Origin of the sequence: Rhodococcus sp. MEB032 (assembly GCF_030208925.1) — a bacterium.
In the GTDB taxonomy this organism is placed as follows: Bacteria; Actinomycetota; Actinomycetes; order Mycobacteriales; family Mycobacteriaceae; genus Rhodococcus_F; species Rhodococcus_F qingshengii.
Genome location: NZ_JARVSY010000034.1, coordinates 155,111 through 170,752 on the forward strand (window position 1 = coordinate 155,111; position 15,642 = coordinate 170,752).

Consider the following 15,642-nt stretch of genomic DNA (forward strand, 5'->3'; position numbering starts at 1 on the left):
TGATGCACCCGAGCGAGGTCCATGATGCCCCGACGTTATCAACCCGAATTCCGCCGGAAGTCAGGCTGGGCTTGGTTTTTGTCATGCCCGAGGTGCTCGGGCCGGCGGCGCCACGTCGAGATCTGGCACGCTGCCTATTTTCCCCGTGTTGTGGTTAATTCTGACGTCGACCTGGCCACGCCAAGCTCGTCCTGGCCTGCTCCGCGGCGTGCGGTCGACTCTGGGTCCCAATCGAGTGACATCATGAGCGCACGGTCGACGTCGCTGCGCTCCTCTCCTTGCGTCACCCAGTGAATCCCACAGCCTCGGTGCGCAGTTGCTCTAGGACCCTTAGGTTGCGCTGCATCGTGGCGTGGTCCTTGCCGTCAGTCGCCTGGAGACGTGACACCCTCTCGATCACCTCATGATCGGGTATCTGGGCCAGCCACGCTTCTATCTGCGCGGAGTCCAGGGAGCAGTCCATCGAGCCGAGCAACTCGATCAAGTCGATTCGTGACGACGCAGCCCCCAGTCGCTGCGCGTGGCGAGTGGCAGCCGAAGTGGTCGACCCGGTCGCAATCGCGCGACGTTCGTCCTCGTGTTCGACTGAAATCGCATAGCGAGTCGGAAGCGTCGGTGTCGGAGGGTCCGCTCCGGTGATGAGGCGTGGCACCGCCTGGGTGCGGACCCAGGTGGCGATCTCATCCAACTCGTTCAGCAGAATAGGCCATTCGTCGGTTCCCGGTCGATTAATGCCGACGGTCGGAAAGAGAGTGACCGGCACCCACGCGCCCAACGGCGTTACGCAGAGGACGTCACCGGCGCGCACCGGCGCCTCCTGGCGCTGCGGCAGTTCGCCGATCGATTTCGGCCTCCGGTCGTCCTCGTACAAGGCGGCAATTCGGACCGCCGTGACTGCCGGTGTCCTGTGCTTCGCGTGATTCGTGTGGCTCACGAGCCGGGCCAGCGGGTGCATCTGCGGGTTCTTCTGTCGATGGAACGGCTGCAGACCGTCGATGCGTCGGACGAGCTCGCTTCCGGCCTGCAGCGATGCCGGACCGTTCCTGCGCCGCTTCTTCTTCCATTCCTCGAAGGCGTCGTACGTCTCCGAGGCTGGCATCTCGACGAGCTTGGCTGCTTTCTCGTTGAGTGGTCCGTCCACCTGCTCAACCTCGGCGAAGATGGTGTGCTCGATGGCGGCGCGCAGCGCCACGAGGGCATCGGCCACCAGCAGCGGGATCTTTCGAGGCATGGGGGCCACTCGGTCCACCACCGTCTTACTGACCGAGCCATCCTGCTCCTCTCGTAGGCCGACGATGCCACCCTCTTGGGTCTGGTAAAGGAAGAGCAGATCGCTGATCTCGCCGATCAGTTCGTCCGCATGCGACAAGGTTGCAGAGACGCCCAGGTGACGGTCAGGTAGCCAATCATGCGTTGTGCCAGTCATTCCGAGATCTTATGCACGCTGTGGCCGTCCTGTTCGAACCGGTCACCATTGAGCGATCCACAGGCAAGCCGTTACCGTCCCGACCGCGAACCGAATCGATGGGCAATCATGCCCCGCGACTGGCGATAACCTGTTTGACACCAGGGCTTGAGCGCACAGACGTGAGTCGGGCGCTCACCAGTCAGACACGGGCGTCTCACTGAGCGCCCGACGAGTGACAAACCGCCGCGCTCTCCCAGTCAACGGGTCGGTGAATTCGAGTTCCCGCGCGAGCAATTGGAGTGGGAGAGAATGATCGTCCGGGGCGTCGGGAAGCAGGTCGGGGTATCGCCGGTCGCCCAGGATCCCGGCGCCGAGAGCTGCCAGGTGCACCCGCAACTGGTGCATCCGTCCGGACTGCGGACGTAGAACCGTGTGCAGCACAGCACGTCCGGAGGCACTCACGCCCGTCCCTCGCGCCTCGATCATGGTCTCGGAGTTGGGTTCACGGCTGTCGTCGACGACGACCCGCAACTCGCCGCGTCGAGCTTCGATGTGGTTGCGGTAAACGAGAGGGACGTCGAGCGCTGGTGCATCCCGGCCCCGCCGGGTCGGTCGCGCCGACACCGCCTCGTAGACCTTCGTGACCTGACGCTTCTCGAACAACGACTGGTACGCGCCGCGCGTCGCGGGGCGAGCCGAGAACATCACCACCCCTGCGGTGCCGCGGTCGAGTCGATGGATCGGGGTCAGATCTGGGTTGTCGAGGCGGACCCGCAGTCGGACGAGCGCCGACTCGCGCAGGTAGCGGCCGCTGGGGGTGGTGGGGAGAAAATGTGGTTTGTCGATCACGACGAGATCGTCGTCGACGTGCAGGATCTGCTCGTGGAACGGCACCGGATCCTCTGCCGGTAACTCGCGGTAGTACCAGACGAACCGGTGCGCGCCGAGTTCTGTGCTCCGGCGGATCGAGGTGCCGTCGATTCCCACGAACTCGCCGTCGTCGAACCGCCGAAACAGGTTTTCGGCGTCCAGATGGTCGAACTTGGCCACGACGTACTCAGCGATCGTCGCCCACGGCCCCGACAGGGGGATGCGTAGCCGCGTCGGGCCAACCCCGTTCTTGACGGGCAGCGGTGGGGACATGGACACGCAGGTCATCATTCCATCGACTGCTGGTCAGCGGTGATTCGGTGTGGCCTCGACGGGGACGTCCCCGCGGGGACGCGGAAACCGAACTCACAGCGGTGGTCGGTGTAGATCGTCGAGTCGAAAATCAGTAGCGCGGACGAGATGCGGGCCCGTATGGTTCGGCAGAGAATGATCGCAGTCGAAAAGCGCTGCGGGCCATACCTTCTGTAGCTCAATTGGTGAGAGCACCCGACTGTGACTCGGGCGACGGCGGATCGTAACCGCCCAGAGGGACCAGCTCAGATACGGCTGAGGTCGGGCTTCTAGGCGCAGAGGCCGGCGGCCCTTTGCCTGCACAGTTGTCGAACGAGCCTGAGCCTGTATTCCCTGAATCGCCGGACAGCATTCCAGTCGCCTGCCATTTCCGCGTCGGCAAGTAGGTATTCGCAGTTGTCCAACTGATCCTTCAAAGACATCATCAGAATTCACCTCCGATCACCCGAGCAAGTACCTGTCCAGGATGCGGCCGACGGGACCCCGGGGACATCGGCCGTAGTACCTGTTCAGGTACCTGCTTCGGTGCGCGGTGGAGGCTACTTCTTGACCGCAGGTGCAGGTAGTGGCATGCCTCGCTCGGACAGGACGGCGCGGAGACGATCGGGGTAGTCGGTGATGATTCCGTCGACACCGAGGTCGATCAGGGCGTGCATGGTGGCGGGATCATCGACGGTCCACGGGATGACCTTCATGCCACGCGCATGTGCGCTCGCGATCATGTCGGCTGTCGGATAGAGGGTGAAACCGGGATCCCCGACCTTTCCGCCCTGCGGAGTTCCTTGGACGGGGGAGTAGGCGGAGGCACCAAAGGTTGCTACCGCCGCGATGCCGTCGCCACCGAAATCATCGATGTCCAGACCGCCGAGCCACGGTGACGCTCCGTCCTTGCCTACCTGGAGAAAGTCGCCGTTTGTGAGCGCAACGACGGGGACACTCGGCGCGAGTTGACGGGTGAGCATGAGCGAGCCCCAGTCGAAGCTCTGAATGGTGACGCTGTCCAACAATCCGGCTGCCCGGATCGTATCGAGGACTACAGAGACGAACTGCTCACGCGGGGCGGTCTCGTGAGGCGCTCCCGCTTCCACCTTGGTCTCGATGTTGAGCTTGATTCCGGGTGCGTTGTACGACTTCACCAGGGCAAGCACTTCTTCGAGCGTCTGCATTTTCGCTCCCGGAACATTCTGCTGTTCAGGGTATCCGGCAAGGGGGAGAGTGCCGCAGTCCATGGTCTTGATCTGCTGCAGGCTCAGCGTGTTGACGAATTTGCCGACGTACGGGAACTCCGGGTCACCCGCAGTTGCGGGCTCGGTGTCGAGGCATTTCTTGTTCGAGATCTTACGATCGTGCGTGACGACAGCGATCCCGTCCTCGGTGATCTGGGTATCGAGTTCCAGTGTGCTGACGCCCATTTCGAGGGCATTCGCGAACGCGGCCAGGCTGCTTTCCGTGTACAGGCCGAGCCCGCCGCGGTGGGCTTGGACGTCGAACGTCGAAACCGGCTGGGGTGCTGAACTACCGAACGAACCGGACCAGTCGAGACTGCCGGTTGGCGATGCGCCGGCCGGGGCCGCCAGGGCGGTGAGGGGGAGTGCGACGGTCACGGCGGCACACGACAATATTCTGCTCAGTTGCATGAAAGGAACGTAGAGGCGTCGAATGGCTCGCCGGGGTTCGTTAGGTAAACTAACGGTAAAGGTCAGGCCGCGTGAATGCGCTGCCCGACGCCGCTCGCGTGGACCTTCATCCACGACGCCAGAAGCTCACACCCGGTCAGTCCGCTCTCGTCGAGAGGTTCGATCGCGTAGCTGATGTGTCTACCGCCGCGAGGGTTCTTGAGCTGAAATCGGTTCAGGTTCAACTTCGTCGGCAGATAACCAAGTACTTCGAGGAACGCGGTGCGAATGCGTCGTAGATCGGTACGCCACTGTTTGGGACTGAAACGAGTCTTCTGCGCATTCTGGAAAGCATTGCTACGAAGTAGTTCCCAAACCTTTCCTGCCCACACGCGTGCCTGCGAGAAGGACATCCAGCGCGTCAAGTCTGCGATGTCGCGAATGTAGCTGTCGTCGCTGGCATTACAGATCATGTCCTGCGGGTGCCCGATCCACTTGACCGGAATCCACGGCTGGATATCGGGTCCGTCGCCGGCAACTCCGTGTCCCTCACAACCTTCGATCACGCCTGCCGGTTGTTGAGGATCGGAGATCAGTCCGACTCCGATGATGTTGGCGCGGTTCAGCGTCGGAAGAGCTGAGCGGATCACGGTGCATCCCTGTGAGTAACCGATCAGCATGACCGGGCCGTCTGTCTGTGCGATTTCGGCGGTGAGGGCCTTCACACCCATCGCGGTGCTGTGCCGAAAGCTCAGGCCGCCGTCGGCGACCGGACCGTACGACGCAGGATAAGCGACCCAGCGAGAATCGAATCGACTGTCGAGTTCGTCGGTGACGGCGCTGAGGAGTCCGAGCACGCGGGCGCCGTGGTCGCCGACGTGGGATTCGCCGGTGCCGCCAACTGCAAGAACGGTTACCTCAGCCATGTCAGCGATCATCCACGTCGATTCTGAGAGGTCTGCATCCAAACCCTGAGAAGAGACTGGCAATCCGTTGTACTGCGAAATCGTTATCAAGCGAGCACCATTTACCCATGACGACGCCGAATCGTTCATCCAGACGAAAAGTGTCCGTTGTCGGTGCGGGAAGCGTCGGCACCGCAATTGCGTATGCGTGCCTGATACGCGGATCGGCCGACGCGCTCGCCCTCTACGACACCAACAGCGCAAAGGTCCGGGCCGAAGTTCTCGATCTCAACCACGGCACCCAGTTCACACCGCCGTGCACTGTCGACGGAGGCGATGACATCTCGGTCACCGCGGGATCCGACTTGGTCGTCGTCACCGCGGGCGCCAAACAGCATCCCGGTCAGTCGCGGCTCGAACTTGCCGCGGTGAACGTCAAGATCGCGCAGACACTGACCGAACAACTGTTGGCGGTGTCACCGGACGCGGTCCTTCTCTTCGTCACCAACCCGGTCGACGTGGCGACCTACGCAGCGATCCAGGCCGCGGGACCGTCGTACCGCGGCCGAATTTTCGGATCTGGGACCGTGCTGGACACGGCCCGATTGCGATTCCTGCTGGCTACCGAACTCGGAGTCGCGGTGGAGAACGTTCATGCCTTCATCGTGGGCGAGCACGGGGATTCCGAGATTCCGCTCTGGTCGAGCGCAACCATCGGCGGAGTGCCGGCAACCTCGTTCGTGGGACCGTCGGGTGGCGTCCTCGGCCCCGACCTACGCGCGAAAGTAGCGAAGTCTGTAGTCGAGAGTGCTTACGAGATCATCGAGGGTAAGGGCGCGACCAACCTCGCCATCGGATTGTCGAGCGCATTCATCGCGGAAGTCGTGTTGCGGGACGAACAACGGGTTCTGCCGGTATCGACTTTGCAGAGCGGCGTCCACGGACTCGAGCACGTTTGCCTGTCCCTTCCCACGATGGTTGGTCGTGCTGGTGCCGGCCGAGTCCTCGAAGTACCGCTATCGGAAAAGGAGGCTTCGGGGCTCCGATCTTCTGCCCGGACATTGCGAGAGGTGCAGGAATCTCTGGGATTGTGAATATCTGTTCTCCTCGATATCCGACATATAGGATCAACGAATGATCAGCTTCCTGATTCGCGCCGCGATCTTCCTGGGTTCTGCCGCTGTCGGGCTTCTTGTTGCGTCGTTGATTCTTTCGGGCTTCTCGGCGCCCACATCCGGATTCATCGTTGCGGTCGTGATCTTTGCGATTGCGCAGTCGGTCCTGGCGCCGTTCATCGCCACGGTGGCAAAGCGCCATGCACCGGCATTTCTCGGCGGAATCGGATTGGTGTCGACATTTGTCGCGCTGTTGGTGGCGTCGCTCTTCTCCAATCTGTCGATCTCCGGTGTCTCGACGTGGATTCTGGGAACCGTCGTCGTGTGGCTGGTAACCGCCGTTGCGACGCTGGTTCTTCCGTTGTTGTTCGTGCGTAAGAAAGTTCAGGAGAAGAAGGCACAGTGACGCGCCCGAACATCGGTATGGACTACACAGTCCTGGACTGCCCGGATCCGGCCGCATTGGCCAGCTTCTACGTCCAGGTCCTCGAGTGGAAAAGTGTTCGCGACGAGGATGATTGGCACGTGATCGAAGGACCCGGCGGGGAGCGGCTCGCGTTTCAGCTCGCTCCGGATTTCGTTCCGGTGGACTGGCCGACCTCCGGTGTCGGGATCCATCTGGATCTGTTCGTGGATTCTCTCGACCCCGCCGAGGCTTGGGTGACGAACCTTGGAGCGCGGCGGGTGACCGACATTCCGGAGCATCAGACTTTCCGCGTGTACCGCGACCCGGTCGGTCACTATTTCTGCCTGTGCCTGCGGGACTGAGTGTCGACTCGCTCCGATCTCGTCGACCGTGGATAATTCCGAACACTTGTCACGCCCGAGAATTGGAGATCGACGATGGCTTCGCAGAATTCCAACGAATTCCTGGTAGAACGTACGAAGATCGTCAAAGCAGAAGCACCGGTCGTCTTCGCGTTGATCAACGATTTCCATCAGTGGACTCAGTGGTCGCCGTGGGAAGGTCTCGACCCGGCGATGCAGCGTACGTACGCGGGGCCTGACGCGGGCGTCGGGGCTTCGTACGCCTGGGCGGGAAACAAGAAGGCGGGCTCCGGTTCGATGGTGATCACCGAATCCGTCCCGAATGAACGAGTAGTTTTGGACCTGGCCTTCCTCAAGCCGTTCAAGGCGCAGAACGTCACCACGTTTCTCATCTCGCCGAATTCCGGTGAAGTTCAGGTGACGTGGAAGATGACCGGAAAGAAGAATCTGTTCTTCAAGATCTTCGGTTTCATCTTCAGCATGGACAAGCTTGTCGGAAAGGATTTCGAGAAGGGCCTATCCCAGCTGAAAGCTGCTGCAGAAAAGAGCTGACAAGCCGGTGGTACCGTCTCCCGGTGTTACGGATGACGCCCACCGATGCCCAAACCTTCTGGATTTCGGAGAAGATCCCGAACGATCAGCTGCTGCTCTACTGTTTCGACGGGCAGAGCCAGCACATGGACGAGCTACGACGCTCGGTGGTGGAAAGAGCGTCGCTCATTCCGGATCTCAATGTTCGGATTCGTGAATCACCGTGGCACCTCGACTATCCGGTGTGGGAGCCCATGCCGGTCGACGCCTCCTTGGTGAGAGTGCATGAGCTGCCCGATAACTCGTGGCTCTCGTGCATTCACGGAATCGAGAAACTACTCGAGAACCACGTCGACCCGCGCGAGTCCCCGTGGACGCTGCACCTGTTTCACGGCGTCACCGGCGTGCCGCGCTGCAGTGGCCCGGCGCTGATCGCAGTTCTGCAGGTCGCTCATTCTCTGGCGGACGGCAAACGCGCGTCGGCGATTGCTCGCCAGCTGTTCTCGCCGCAACCGCCCGCAAAGCAGAAGACGGAAGTGCGGCGTAGCGGAACAGCCGAGATTCTGGGCCGCGCCGTCCTGCGCCTTCCGGGTCAACTCGTTTCGCTGTTCCGCGACGGCCGGGCGGGGCACCGAGCACAGTTACAGCTCCAGGCGGACACCGAATCGGGAGTTGTTGCGCCGCAGGCGGCGAGCCGTCCCAAGGTGCGCTCGAACATCCCTCCCGGACCGCACCGACTGGTGCGCATGGTCGTGCGGGACAGCGCAGATTTCCGTGGCGACGGCGTATCCGTCACAGTCGGAGCGATGACAGCCATCTCGGTAGCGATGGCGAACTACCTCACCGAGCGAGACGGCTCGGTACCGCCCGAATTGGGAGCTGAGGTGACCATCGCCAAGGCAGGTACACCCACGGCGCGCAATCACTTCCGCAATGCAGGTGTCGGGCTGTTCCCGGAAGTCGATGATCTTCGTGAGCGAGCCCAACTGATCAAGGAGTCGATGGACGAGCGTCGCGCACGTGCGTCCCATCCATCCAGCGCAGCGTCGGATCTCGCGCTGAACGCGGTTCCCGGCCCGCTGGTCCGTTGGGGCGTGCAGCAATACGATTTCACGGCAGTACCCGACGAGGTCACTGGAAACACCGTGGTGTCGAGTGTCGCGCGCGGTGACGCGGATCTGGTGCTCGGAGGCGGCGTCGTTCGGTTCACAGCGGGCTTCCCGAGTTTGTCGCCGGTCATGTCGTTGACCCACGGCGTACACGGGATCGGGGACACTGTGACGATCAGCATCACCAGCAGTCCGGCCTCGATCCCGGACATCGACGTGTACGAGCAGATGATGCATGACGCGATCGACGAGGTGCGCGAAGCACTGTCGTGACGGCCTGATGTACTGGCAGCATGGGATTCACGCGTGCCGAACTGGAATCGTTCCGAGACGCCGAGATCGAGGATCTGATCGGGCCGGATTGTCGGCTGTTGTTCGTCGGTATCAACCCGGGACTGTGGACTGCCGCAACAGGCGCGCATTTCGCCAGGCCGGGTAATCGGTTCTACCCGGCACTGCTGAGGGCAGGCATAATCAAGCATGCGATCGATCCTTCCGCGGGTATGTCGGACGCTGACACACAGCATCTGATCGATCGGGGAGTGGGGATCACCAATTTGGCGGTGCGGGCAACTGCGCGCGCGGATGAATTGACGTCGGAGGAACTCGCAACTGGCGGAGTTCGGGTCCGAAACATCGTGCGCGCAACCAATCCAGTAGTCGTTGCCTTCGCCGGGATCACCGCCTATCGAACAGCTTTCGGTGACAAGAAGGCGAAGGCCGGGCGTCAGGACCGTGATTTCGAGGGGGCAAAACTCTGGATCGTGCCCAATCCCAGCGGCCTCAACGCACACGAGACGGTGGACACATTGGCAGCGAAGTATCGTTCCGCCGCATCCGAAGCCGGAATTCTCTGAGAGAAGTCGCAGTTCCGTTCGGCCAGAACAAAGTACAAGTTAAGGTGCTTGTATGTCTGTTCTATACAACATCTTTGTAGTGATTCACCTACTCGGTATGGCTGCCCTGGTCGGCAGCTACTTCACCGTCCTCAAGGCTCCTTCGATCACCGAGGTAATGGTGTGGGGTGCCAGGATGCAGTTCGTGTCCGGCCTGATCATCGTCGGGTTGGGCGAAGGCGCCCTGGACAAGAACTACATTCACGCGAAAATTGCTGTGAAGCTGGTGCTTTCGCTGGTCATCGTGGCGCTTGCCGAGATCACCCGTGCGAAGCAGAAGAAGGGCCAGCCCAATCCGAATCTGGTACACGTCGTCGGCGGTTTGTCGATCGTGACCGTATTCGTGGCCGCGCTCTGGACCTGACAAAGACACAAAAGAGCCCCGGCGATCGAAACTCGCCGGGGCTCTTTGCTGTTGACGTGTCTACAGGCCTGGACGCTTACCGATCGTCAGGGTCACTTCACCGGTGTGCGCAAAGAAGTCGTTGCCCTTGTCGTCGACGACGATGAAGGCGGGGAAGTCCTCGACGTCGATCTTCCAGACGGCTTCCATTCCCAGTTCGGCGTACTCGAGGATGTCGACCTTCTTGATGCAGTCGAGCGCCAGGCGAGCGGCCGGTCCACCGATCGACCCGAGGTAGAAACCGCCGTGCGAGTTGCAGGCGTCGGTGACCTGCTTGGAGCGGTTTCCCTTGGCCAGCATGATCATCGAGCCACCGGCGGCCTGGAACTGCTCGACGTACGAGTCCATACGGCCGGCCGTGGTCGGGCCGAACGAACCGGACGCCATGCCGTCGGGCGTCTTGGCGGGGCCGGCGTAGTACACCGGGTGATCCTTGAGGTACTGCGGCATCTCTTCGCCTGCGTCGAGGCGTTCCTTGATCTTGGCGTGCGCGATGTCGCGTGCCACGACGAGCGGACCGGTCAAGGAGAGACGAGTCTTCACCGGGTGCTTGGAGAGCTCGGCGAGGATCTCCGACATCGGCTTGGTCAGATCGATCTTGACCGCAGCGCCCTTGCCGGTACCCGAAATGCCATCCGTCTCTTCGTCGAGCTGAGCGTCCGTGACCTCGGGCAGGAAACGGCCCGGGTTGAATTCGAGCTGTTCCAGGAACACGCCCTCCGGGGTGATCTTGGCCTTCGCCTGTCGATCTGCCGAGCAGGACACCGCAATGGCGACGGGCAACGAAGCGCCGTGGCGGGGGAGTCGGACGACGCGGACGTCGTGGCAGAAGTACTTGCCGCCGAACTGTGCTCCGATACCGATCTTCTGCGTCAGCTCGAAAACCTTCTTCTCGAGCTCGTGATCGCGGAAGCCGCGACCCGTGATGGCGCCTTCGGTGGGCAATTCGTCGAGATAGTGCGCCGACGCGTACTTCGCCGTCTTCATCGCGAACTCGGCCGAAGTACCGCCGACGACGATTGCAAGGTGGTAGGGCGGGCAGGCTGCGGTGCCGAGTGAGCGGATCTTCGCCTCGAGGAACTGCATCATCGAGTCGGGATTGAGGATCGCTTTGGTTTCCTGGTACAGGTAGGACTTGTTGGCGCTTCCGCCGCCCTTGGCCATGAAGAGGAACTTGTACGAGTTCTCATGTCCGGCAGCAGTATCGGCGTACAGCTCGATCTGCGCGGGCAAGTTGTTGCCGGTGTTCTTCTCGTCCCACATCGTGATGGGGGCGTTCTGCGAGTAGCGCAGGTTCAGACGCGTGTAGGCGTCGTAGACACCGCGGGCAATGGACTTCTCGTCGTCGCCGGGGGTGAGTACGTGCTGTCCACGCTTGCCCATGACGATGGCGGTTCCGGTGTCCTGGCACATCGGCAGAACGCCGGCAGCGGCGATATTGGCGTTCTTGAGCAGGTCGAGCGCGACGAACTTGTCGTTGTTCGACGCTTCGGGATCGTCGAGGATGCTCGCGAGCTGCGTCAGGTGATCCGTGCGCAGGTAATGAGAGATGTCGTGCAGCGCCGTTTCGGTCAGCAAGCGCATCGCTTCCGGCTCGACCTGCAGGAAGGTGCGGCCGTCCGGTCCCTCGACTGTCGACACCCCTTCGGTGGTGAGCAATCGGTACTCGGTGGTGTCATCACCGATCGGCAACAGGTCCTCATAGAGGAAGTCGGCCATCATCTCTCCTGAACAAGGGTGCGTGCGAAGGTCGCATTCAGGTTATCGTTGGGGGTTTCCTTCTCCGAATCGGGGCGGGTGTGAGCTGGAATTATCCGGATGCCACTGGCTCGATCAAGATACTTCGACCAGTTCGGAGAGCTCGACGCCGCGAAATTCGGCAAGTATTTCGGCCTGCTCGGCCACTGCTGCGCGGGCCGATCGTGACCATGTTCCCCACGGGGTGATCGCGACCTTCAGCTTCTTTCCGGATGCTCGTGGTCGCCACAATCCGGTGATCGTGCCACCGACCACCACCGTGCCCGGTCGCCCGAGGGTCGGCCACACCGTCTTCTGGGCGGTCGGATCGGGAACCAGGGTCTCCCGATCCTTGAGCTGTACATACGGATCGAAAGGCCCGAGCAAGCGCGTACTCGAATCGGTGGGGGAGCCGAACAAGTCTTCGCGGTCCTGTTCGAGAATCCACCGCTTCTCGCCGTTCACCTCGATCTCCTCGGCATCGACTGGCCAGTGGGCTTTGACGTCCCTGACCGGAGCATCGAGAAACGACGCGACGTGAGCAGGAGTCGCGGGGCCGTAGAACCGCAGATAACCCCGGATCACGTCGAAGCGGGAATCTGCGTCTGCGCCCGTGGCGCTGAATGGGCGTCGGCGCCAACCCGGAATGCGTTCGAGCACTGGGGGAGATGTGTCCGGCTGTAGCTCGAGGCCTGCCTGGAGTGCCGCGAGCCGGAACGGCATCTCGTACAGATGAGTGGCATTGCACGGGCGGCAGAATCTCAGATAGGGCTCGGTCACTCGGTTGGTCAACTGCGCGGACATCTCGCCCTTGACGGTTGGTTTCGAGACGATATCCCGCATCGCAGTAGCAACTGTTTGCAGGGCAGTCAGCGTCGGGATGCCGGCGGCCTTCAGGGGCCGATTCGCGTCGTAAATGCGTTTGGCTGCATCGGCTTCGCTGAACGGCGACGTGGCGACGGCGATGGCAGGCAGGTCACCCCGACGGTAATAGTGGGGAGCTCCGCGCAACGTCCAGGCAAGAGCGAGCTCAGTGGCGTCGCCGCGGACGCCGCGGATCCGCAGGGCCCAGGCGGCTCCGTCAGGTCCGGTGTTCTGAATCCCGAGATCGAGAATGCTGCAATCGCTGTGATTGGCGTCACCGGCAACCGCTCGGTCGAGTTGATGGCGGTGCCACCGGAAATTAGCTACCTGCGTGAGTGAGGTTGCGCTAGACATGATTTCAGTTTACTGGTGGGTAACCGCAGGATTTAGGGCGGTTGATCAATGCGGCGACAGAATTGGTCAAATTCGACCGATTGGCCGGAATTTTTTCAGTAGCAGACCTTATTAGTCGAAATAATGACCCCATTGTCGGAATCCTTTGCCAACTGGTCGTTCGTATGATTACTGTTACCCACGTCACGGATACATTACAGATGTGACGCAGCTGTCACAGCACTGTCGGGTGCTTTTTGGCAGCTGACCTCTGACCTCTCAAGGAGATTCACATGGGTTCGATGGAATCGATTCTCGCCGCTGCCCTCGGTGGCTTGGGCTCGTTGTTTGCTGCTGACGGTCTTCTCGAAACTTTCATGGGTTCGGTTGAGACCAACCTCGGTAGCTTCGGCGGCTAAAAGTCTGGCCTCTCAGGGGTCTGCAGTCATCTGCTTCAGCTTGGCGTACAAAGCGCCCACCAACATAGGAGTTCACATGGGTTCGCTCGACATCATCAAGATTCTGACCACGGGTTCGAGTGCGATTGGCACCGAGATCGTCAACCTGTTGACTTCGCTCAGCGGAGGAACCCCTCCGGCCTGATCGGAGGGCTATAGGTTCCGAAAGGCTCACGCACTCGGTGCGTGAGCCTTTCCGTGTCGACCGGATCGAGTTTTTCCGATCACGTCGGGTTTGCCTGTTTCAGGCGGTACCGTTCGAAAGGTTCCGCTGCGGAAGAGGGTGACCCGGATGATCGAGACTCGTGCGTTACGAACGGTTTTCCGTGTCTTCGTGGCGTTGGCCACGGCAGTGTGTGGGCTCCAGCTCCTCACCGCACCGGGTCACGCTCAGTCGGCGGACAGCAGGCTGGTCGACATCTCGGTGTACTCACCGTCGATGGGGCGTGACATTCCGTTGCAGGTCTTGCGGCCGGCTGATACTTCGACGCCTGCTCCGACGCTCTACCTACTCAACGGAGTAGACGGAGGAAAAGACGACGCGACGTGGTCGGTGCGGACCGACGCACCGAAGTTCTTCGCGGACAAGCACGTCAACGTGGTCACCCCTCTCGGTGGAGCATTCAGCTATTACACCGATTGGGAGCGGCCGGACCCCGGCCTCGCGAAATCCGGCAACAACAACGGGGTCAACATGTGGACCACTTTCCTGACGGAAGAACTACCGCCAGTCATTGATTCGACGTTCGGGACGACCGGCGAGAACGCACTGGCAGGCCTGTCGATGGCAGGCACGTCGGTACTGGATCTGGCTATGGCGGCGCCCGCGCTGTACAACAGTGTCGGGTCCTTCAGCGGGTGCGCGATGACGAGTCCGGGCATCGGGCAGAACTTCGTGAAACTCGTGGTCGCCGTGGGTGGGGGTGACGCGGAAAACATGTGGGGTCCGTACGATGGTCCGGGTTGGCCGGCTCACGATCCGGTTGTCAACGCGGACAAGCTACCTCGAATCCCGATGTACATCACAACCGCAACCGGAATTCCGGGTCCGTACGACACACTTGCCGATCCGCGGATCGGCAACGACGTCACAGAACTGGCGTTGCAGCTTGTTCTCGGTGGCGGAATCGAGGCGGCAACTCACTACTGCACCACCCAGCTTGCGGACAAGACGAACGCATTGGGTATGAACAACATTCGCTACAACTTCAAGCCGGCAGGAACGCATTCATGGGGATACTGGGAAGACGACTTACACGACTCGTGGCCGATGATCGCCGCGTCGCTCGGCCTGTGAGTTCCCGTAGAGCGAGCCTTCGAAGCGTTGTTCTCGTCGGCGCGCTCGCCCTGACTTCACTTCTTGCGCTGCCGTCGACCGCACTCGCCGACGAGACTCCGCAGATAACGAGTGTCACCGAACTGTCTTCGCGCTTGGTGCTTCTCGACGTCGCGAGTCCCGCCATGGGGCGCACCATGGCGGTGAAAGTGCTGCTTCCTGCCGACCGCTCGGAACCGCGCGGGACGCTGTATCTCCTGGACGGCAATTCCGGGCAGATCGAAGAGAACAACTGGTTGGCCCCGGCTAACGGCGATATCGTCCCGTTCTTTGCCGACAAGAATGTGAACGTCGTACTCCCCATCGGTGGAACCGGCACCATGTACACCGATTGGCAGGAAGACCACCCGAAATTCGGTCGTCTGAAGTGGGAGACGTTCCTGACGAAAGAGCTTCCCCCACTGATCGACACGAGGTTCGCCACCAACGGGCACAACGCAATCGGCGGGATCTCGATGGGTGCAGAAGCCGCTCTGATCCTGGCCCAACGCTCGGCCGGGTTGTACGACGCGGTCGCGGGCTACAGCGGCTGCTACACAACCGTCGGAGGATTCGGCAAGGCGTTGACCGATCTCGTGGTCATCAACGGAAATGCCCGTTCGGAGCAGATGTGGGGTCCGGCCGGCAGCGAGGCTTGGCAAGAGCACGACATTTTCGCCAATGCCGACAAGCTGCGCGGCACCAAGGTGTATCTCGCCTCGGGATCGGGACTACCAGGTCCGCACGAAACTCTCGATACTCCTGCCCTGGGCCGGGTACTGGTCGTCGGCGGGGTCATGGAACTGGGATCGAACCTGTGCACCGACCAGATCACTCAGGTGTTGCGTGATCGCGGAGTCGATGTCACCCGCAGCGCTCAGCCGGTGGGGACGCACGGTTGGCCGTACTGGCGCGACGAACTCGTTCGTTCCTGGCCGATGCTCGAATCTGCGTTGTCCGCTTGAGCAGTTCCTGGCGATGAGTTTTCGTTTCGGGTCGGGT

The 15,642-nt window shown here is 61.5% G+C and carries 16 protein-coding genes and 1 tRNA gene; 11 read left to right on the plus strand and 6 right to left on the minus strand.

Annotated features, from left to right (window positions below; translation table 11 throughout):
• Window positions 1–283: 283 nt before the first annotated feature.
• The gene (locus tag QRN54_RS28085; protein WP_285183533.1) at window positions 284–1,426 is read right to left on the minus strand and encodes a hypothetical protein; all 1,143 of its coding nucleotides are present in this window, start codon (window positions 1,424–1,426) and stop codon (window positions 284–286) included.
• Window positions 1,427–1,600: 174 nt separating this feature from the next.
• Window positions 1,601–2,569, minus strand: a complete 969-nt coding sequence (locus QRN54_RS28090) for a pseudouridine synthase (protein WP_285183534.1) — start codon at window positions 2,567–2,569, stop codon at window positions 1,601–1,603.
• 188 nt (window positions 2,570–2,757) lie between these two features.
• On the opposite strand from QRN54_RS28090, the gene QRN54_RS28095 reads away from it, so the two are divergent.
• Window positions 2,758–2,833: transfer RNA gene (locus QRN54_RS28095), tRNA-His, on the plus strand.
• A 296-nt stretch (window positions 2,834–3,129) separates the two neighbouring features.
• Here QRN54_RS28095 and QRN54_RS28100 read toward each other — a convergent pair.
• Together QRN54_RS28100 and QRN54_RS28105 are read right to left on the minus strand one after the other, a co-directional pair.
• On the minus strand, window positions 3,130–4,227 hold the full coding sequence (locus QRN54_RS28100; protein WP_422662718.1) for a glycerophosphodiester phosphodiesterase family protein: 1,098 nt from the start codon (window positions 4,225–4,227) through the stop codon (window positions 3,130–3,132).
• A 62-nt stretch (window positions 4,228–4,289) separates the two neighbouring features.
• Window positions 4,290–5,132 (minus strand): PE-PPE domain-containing protein, encoded by an 843-nt coding sequence (locus tag QRN54_RS28105; RefSeq protein WP_285183537.1) that lies wholly within the window; start codon window positions 5,130–5,132, stop codon window positions 4,290–4,292.
• 107 nt (window positions 5,133–5,239) lie between these two features.
• Here QRN54_RS28105 and QRN54_RS28110 point away from each other — a divergent pair, with 107 nt between their 5' ends.
• The 7 genes from QRN54_RS28110 to QRN54_RS28140 all read left to right on the plus strand — a co-directional run bounded on the left by QRN54_RS28110 (window position 5,240) and on the right by QRN54_RS28140 (window position 9,894).
• A complete protein-coding gene (locus tag QRN54_RS28110; protein ID WP_039972672.1) occupies window positions 5,240–6,205 on the plus strand; it encodes an L-lactate dehydrogenase in 966 nt (321 codons plus the stop codon).
• 40 nt (window positions 6,206–6,245) lie between these two features.
• A complete protein-coding gene (locus QRN54_RS28115) occupies window positions 6,246–6,632 on the plus strand; it encodes a phage holin family protein (RefSeq protein WP_003945275.1) in 387 nt (128 codons plus the stop codon).
• A complete protein-coding gene (locus QRN54_RS28120; protein ID WP_234551734.1) occupies window positions 6,629–6,994 on the plus strand; it encodes a VOC family protein in 366 nt (121 codons plus the stop codon). Before QRN54_RS28115 ends, QRN54_RS28120 begins: the two co-directional genes overlap by 4 nt.
• Before the next feature lie 75 nt (window positions 6,995–7,069).
• Window positions 7,070–7,546 carry an SRPBCC family protein gene (locus tag QRN54_RS28125; protein ID WP_030536240.1) on the plus strand — a complete coding sequence of 159 codons (477 nt, stop codon included), beginning with the start codon at window positions 7,070–7,072 and terminating at the stop codon, window positions 7,544–7,546.
• A gap of 32 nt (window positions 7,547–7,578) precedes the next feature.
• Window positions 7,579–8,907: a WS/DGAT domain-containing protein gene (locus tag QRN54_RS28130; protein ID WP_285183538.1), complete on the plus strand. Its 1,329-nt coding sequence runs from the start codon at window positions 7,579–7,581 to the stop codon at window positions 8,905–8,907.
• A 20-nt stretch (window positions 8,908–8,927) separates the two neighbouring features.
• Window positions 8,928–9,491 carry a mismatch-specific DNA-glycosylase gene (locus QRN54_RS28135; RefSeq protein WP_063316827.1) on the plus strand — a complete coding sequence of 188 codons (564 nt, stop codon included), beginning with the start codon at window positions 8,928–8,930 and terminating at the stop codon, window positions 9,489–9,491.
• A 52-nt stretch (window positions 9,492–9,543) separates the two neighbouring features.
• A complete protein-coding gene (locus QRN54_RS28140) occupies window positions 9,544–9,894 on the plus strand; it encodes a hypothetical protein (protein WP_020908500.1) in 351 nt (116 codons plus the stop codon).
• A gap of 60 nt (window positions 9,895–9,954) precedes the next feature.
• Here QRN54_RS28140 and QRN54_RS28145 read toward each other — a convergent pair whose 3' ends face one another.
• Both QRN54_RS28145 and QRN54_RS28150 read right to left on the minus strand, forming a co-directional pair.
• On the minus strand, window positions 9,955–11,652 hold the full coding sequence (locus QRN54_RS28145) for a fumarate hydratase (protein ID WP_007726313.1): 1,698 nt from the start codon (window positions 11,650–11,652) through the stop codon (window positions 9,955–9,957).
• 114 nt (window positions 11,653–11,766) lie between these two features.
• On the minus strand, window positions 11,767–12,888 hold the full coding sequence (locus QRN54_RS28150; protein WP_125051645.1) for a winged helix DNA-binding domain-containing protein: 1,122 nt from the start codon (window positions 12,886–12,888) through the stop codon (window positions 11,767–11,769).
• Between the two features lie 272 nt (window positions 12,889–13,160).
• On the opposite strand from QRN54_RS28150, the gene QRN54_RS28155 reads away from it, so the two are divergent.
• The 3 genes from QRN54_RS28155 (at window position 13,161) to QRN54_RS28165 (ending at window position 15,605) form a co-directional block, all read left to right on the plus strand.
• Window positions 13,161–13,286 carry a hypothetical protein gene (locus QRN54_RS28155; RefSeq protein WP_257898927.1) on the plus strand — a complete coding sequence of 42 codons (126 nt, stop codon included), beginning with the start codon at window positions 13,161–13,163 and terminating at the stop codon, window positions 13,284–13,286.
• Between the two features lie 331 nt (window positions 13,287–13,617).
• Window positions 13,618–14,622 carry an alpha/beta hydrolase gene (locus QRN54_RS28160; protein WP_161120285.1) on the plus strand — a complete coding sequence of 335 codons (1,005 nt, stop codon included), beginning with the start codon at window positions 13,618–13,620 and terminating at the stop codon, window positions 14,620–14,622.
• Entirely contained in the window at window positions 14,619–15,605 is a 987-nt protein-coding gene (locus QRN54_RS28165) for an alpha/beta hydrolase (RefSeq protein ID WP_238592671.1), read from the plus strand. Before QRN54_RS28160 ends, QRN54_RS28165 begins: the two co-directional genes overlap by 4 nt.
• The last annotated feature ends 37 nt before the right edge of the window (window positions 15,606–15,642 follow it).

Excerpts from the sequence above, each read along its gene's own strand:
- QRN54_RS28085 (WP_285183533.1), bottom strand. The coding sequence starts at position 1,426 with ATGACTGGCACAACGCATGATTGGCTACCTGACCGTCACCTGGGCGTC.
- QRN54_RS28090 (WP_285183534.1), bottom strand. The coding sequence starts at position 2,569 with ATGATGACCTGCGTGTCCATGTCCCCACCGCTGCCCGTCAAGAACGGG.
- QRN54_RS28100 (WP_422662718.1), bottom strand. The coding sequence starts at position 4,227 with ATGCAACTGAGCAGAATATTGTCGTGTGCCGCCGTGACCGTCGCACTC.
- QRN54_RS28105 (WP_285183537.1), bottom strand. The coding sequence starts at position 5,132 with ATGGCTGAGGTAACCGTTCTTGCAGTTGGCGGCACCGGCGAATCCCAC.
- QRN54_RS28110 (WP_039972672.1), top strand. The coding sequence starts at position 5,240 with ATGACGACGCCGAATCGTTCATCCAGACGAAAAGTGTCCGTTGTCGGT.
- QRN54_RS28115 (WP_003945275.1), top strand. The coding sequence starts at position 6,246 with ATGATCAGCTTCCTGATTCGCGCCGCGATCTTCCTGGGTTCTGCCGCT.
- QRN54_RS28125 (WP_030536240.1), top strand. The coding sequence starts at position 7,070 with ATGGCTTCGCAGAATTCCAACGAATTCCTGGTAGAACGTACGAAGATC.
- QRN54_RS28130 (WP_285183538.1), top strand. The coding sequence starts at position 7,579 with ATGACGCCCACCGATGCCCAAACCTTCTGGATTTCGGAGAAGATCCCG.
- QRN54_RS28135 (WP_063316827.1), top strand. The coding sequence starts at position 8,928 with ATGGGATTCACGCGTGCCGAACTGGAATCGTTCCGAGACGCCGAGATC.
- QRN54_RS28140 (WP_020908500.1), top strand. The coding sequence starts at position 9,544 with ATGTCTGTTCTATACAACATCTTTGTAGTGATTCACCTACTCGGTATG.
- QRN54_RS28145 (WP_007726313.1), bottom strand. The coding sequence starts at position 11,652 with ATGGCCGACTTCCTCTATGAGGACCTGTTGCCGATCGGTGATGACACC.
- QRN54_RS28150 (WP_125051645.1), bottom strand. The coding sequence starts at position 12,888 with ATGTCTAGCGCAACCTCACTCACGCAGGTAGCTAATTTCCGGTGGCAC.
- QRN54_RS28155 (WP_257898927.1), top strand. The coding sequence starts at position 13,161 with ATGGGTTCGATGGAATCGATTCTCGCCGCTGCCCTCGGTGGCTTGGGC.
- QRN54_RS28160 (WP_161120285.1), top strand. The coding sequence starts at position 13,618 with ATGATCGAGACTCGTGCGTTACGAACGGTTTTCCGTGTCTTCGTGGCG.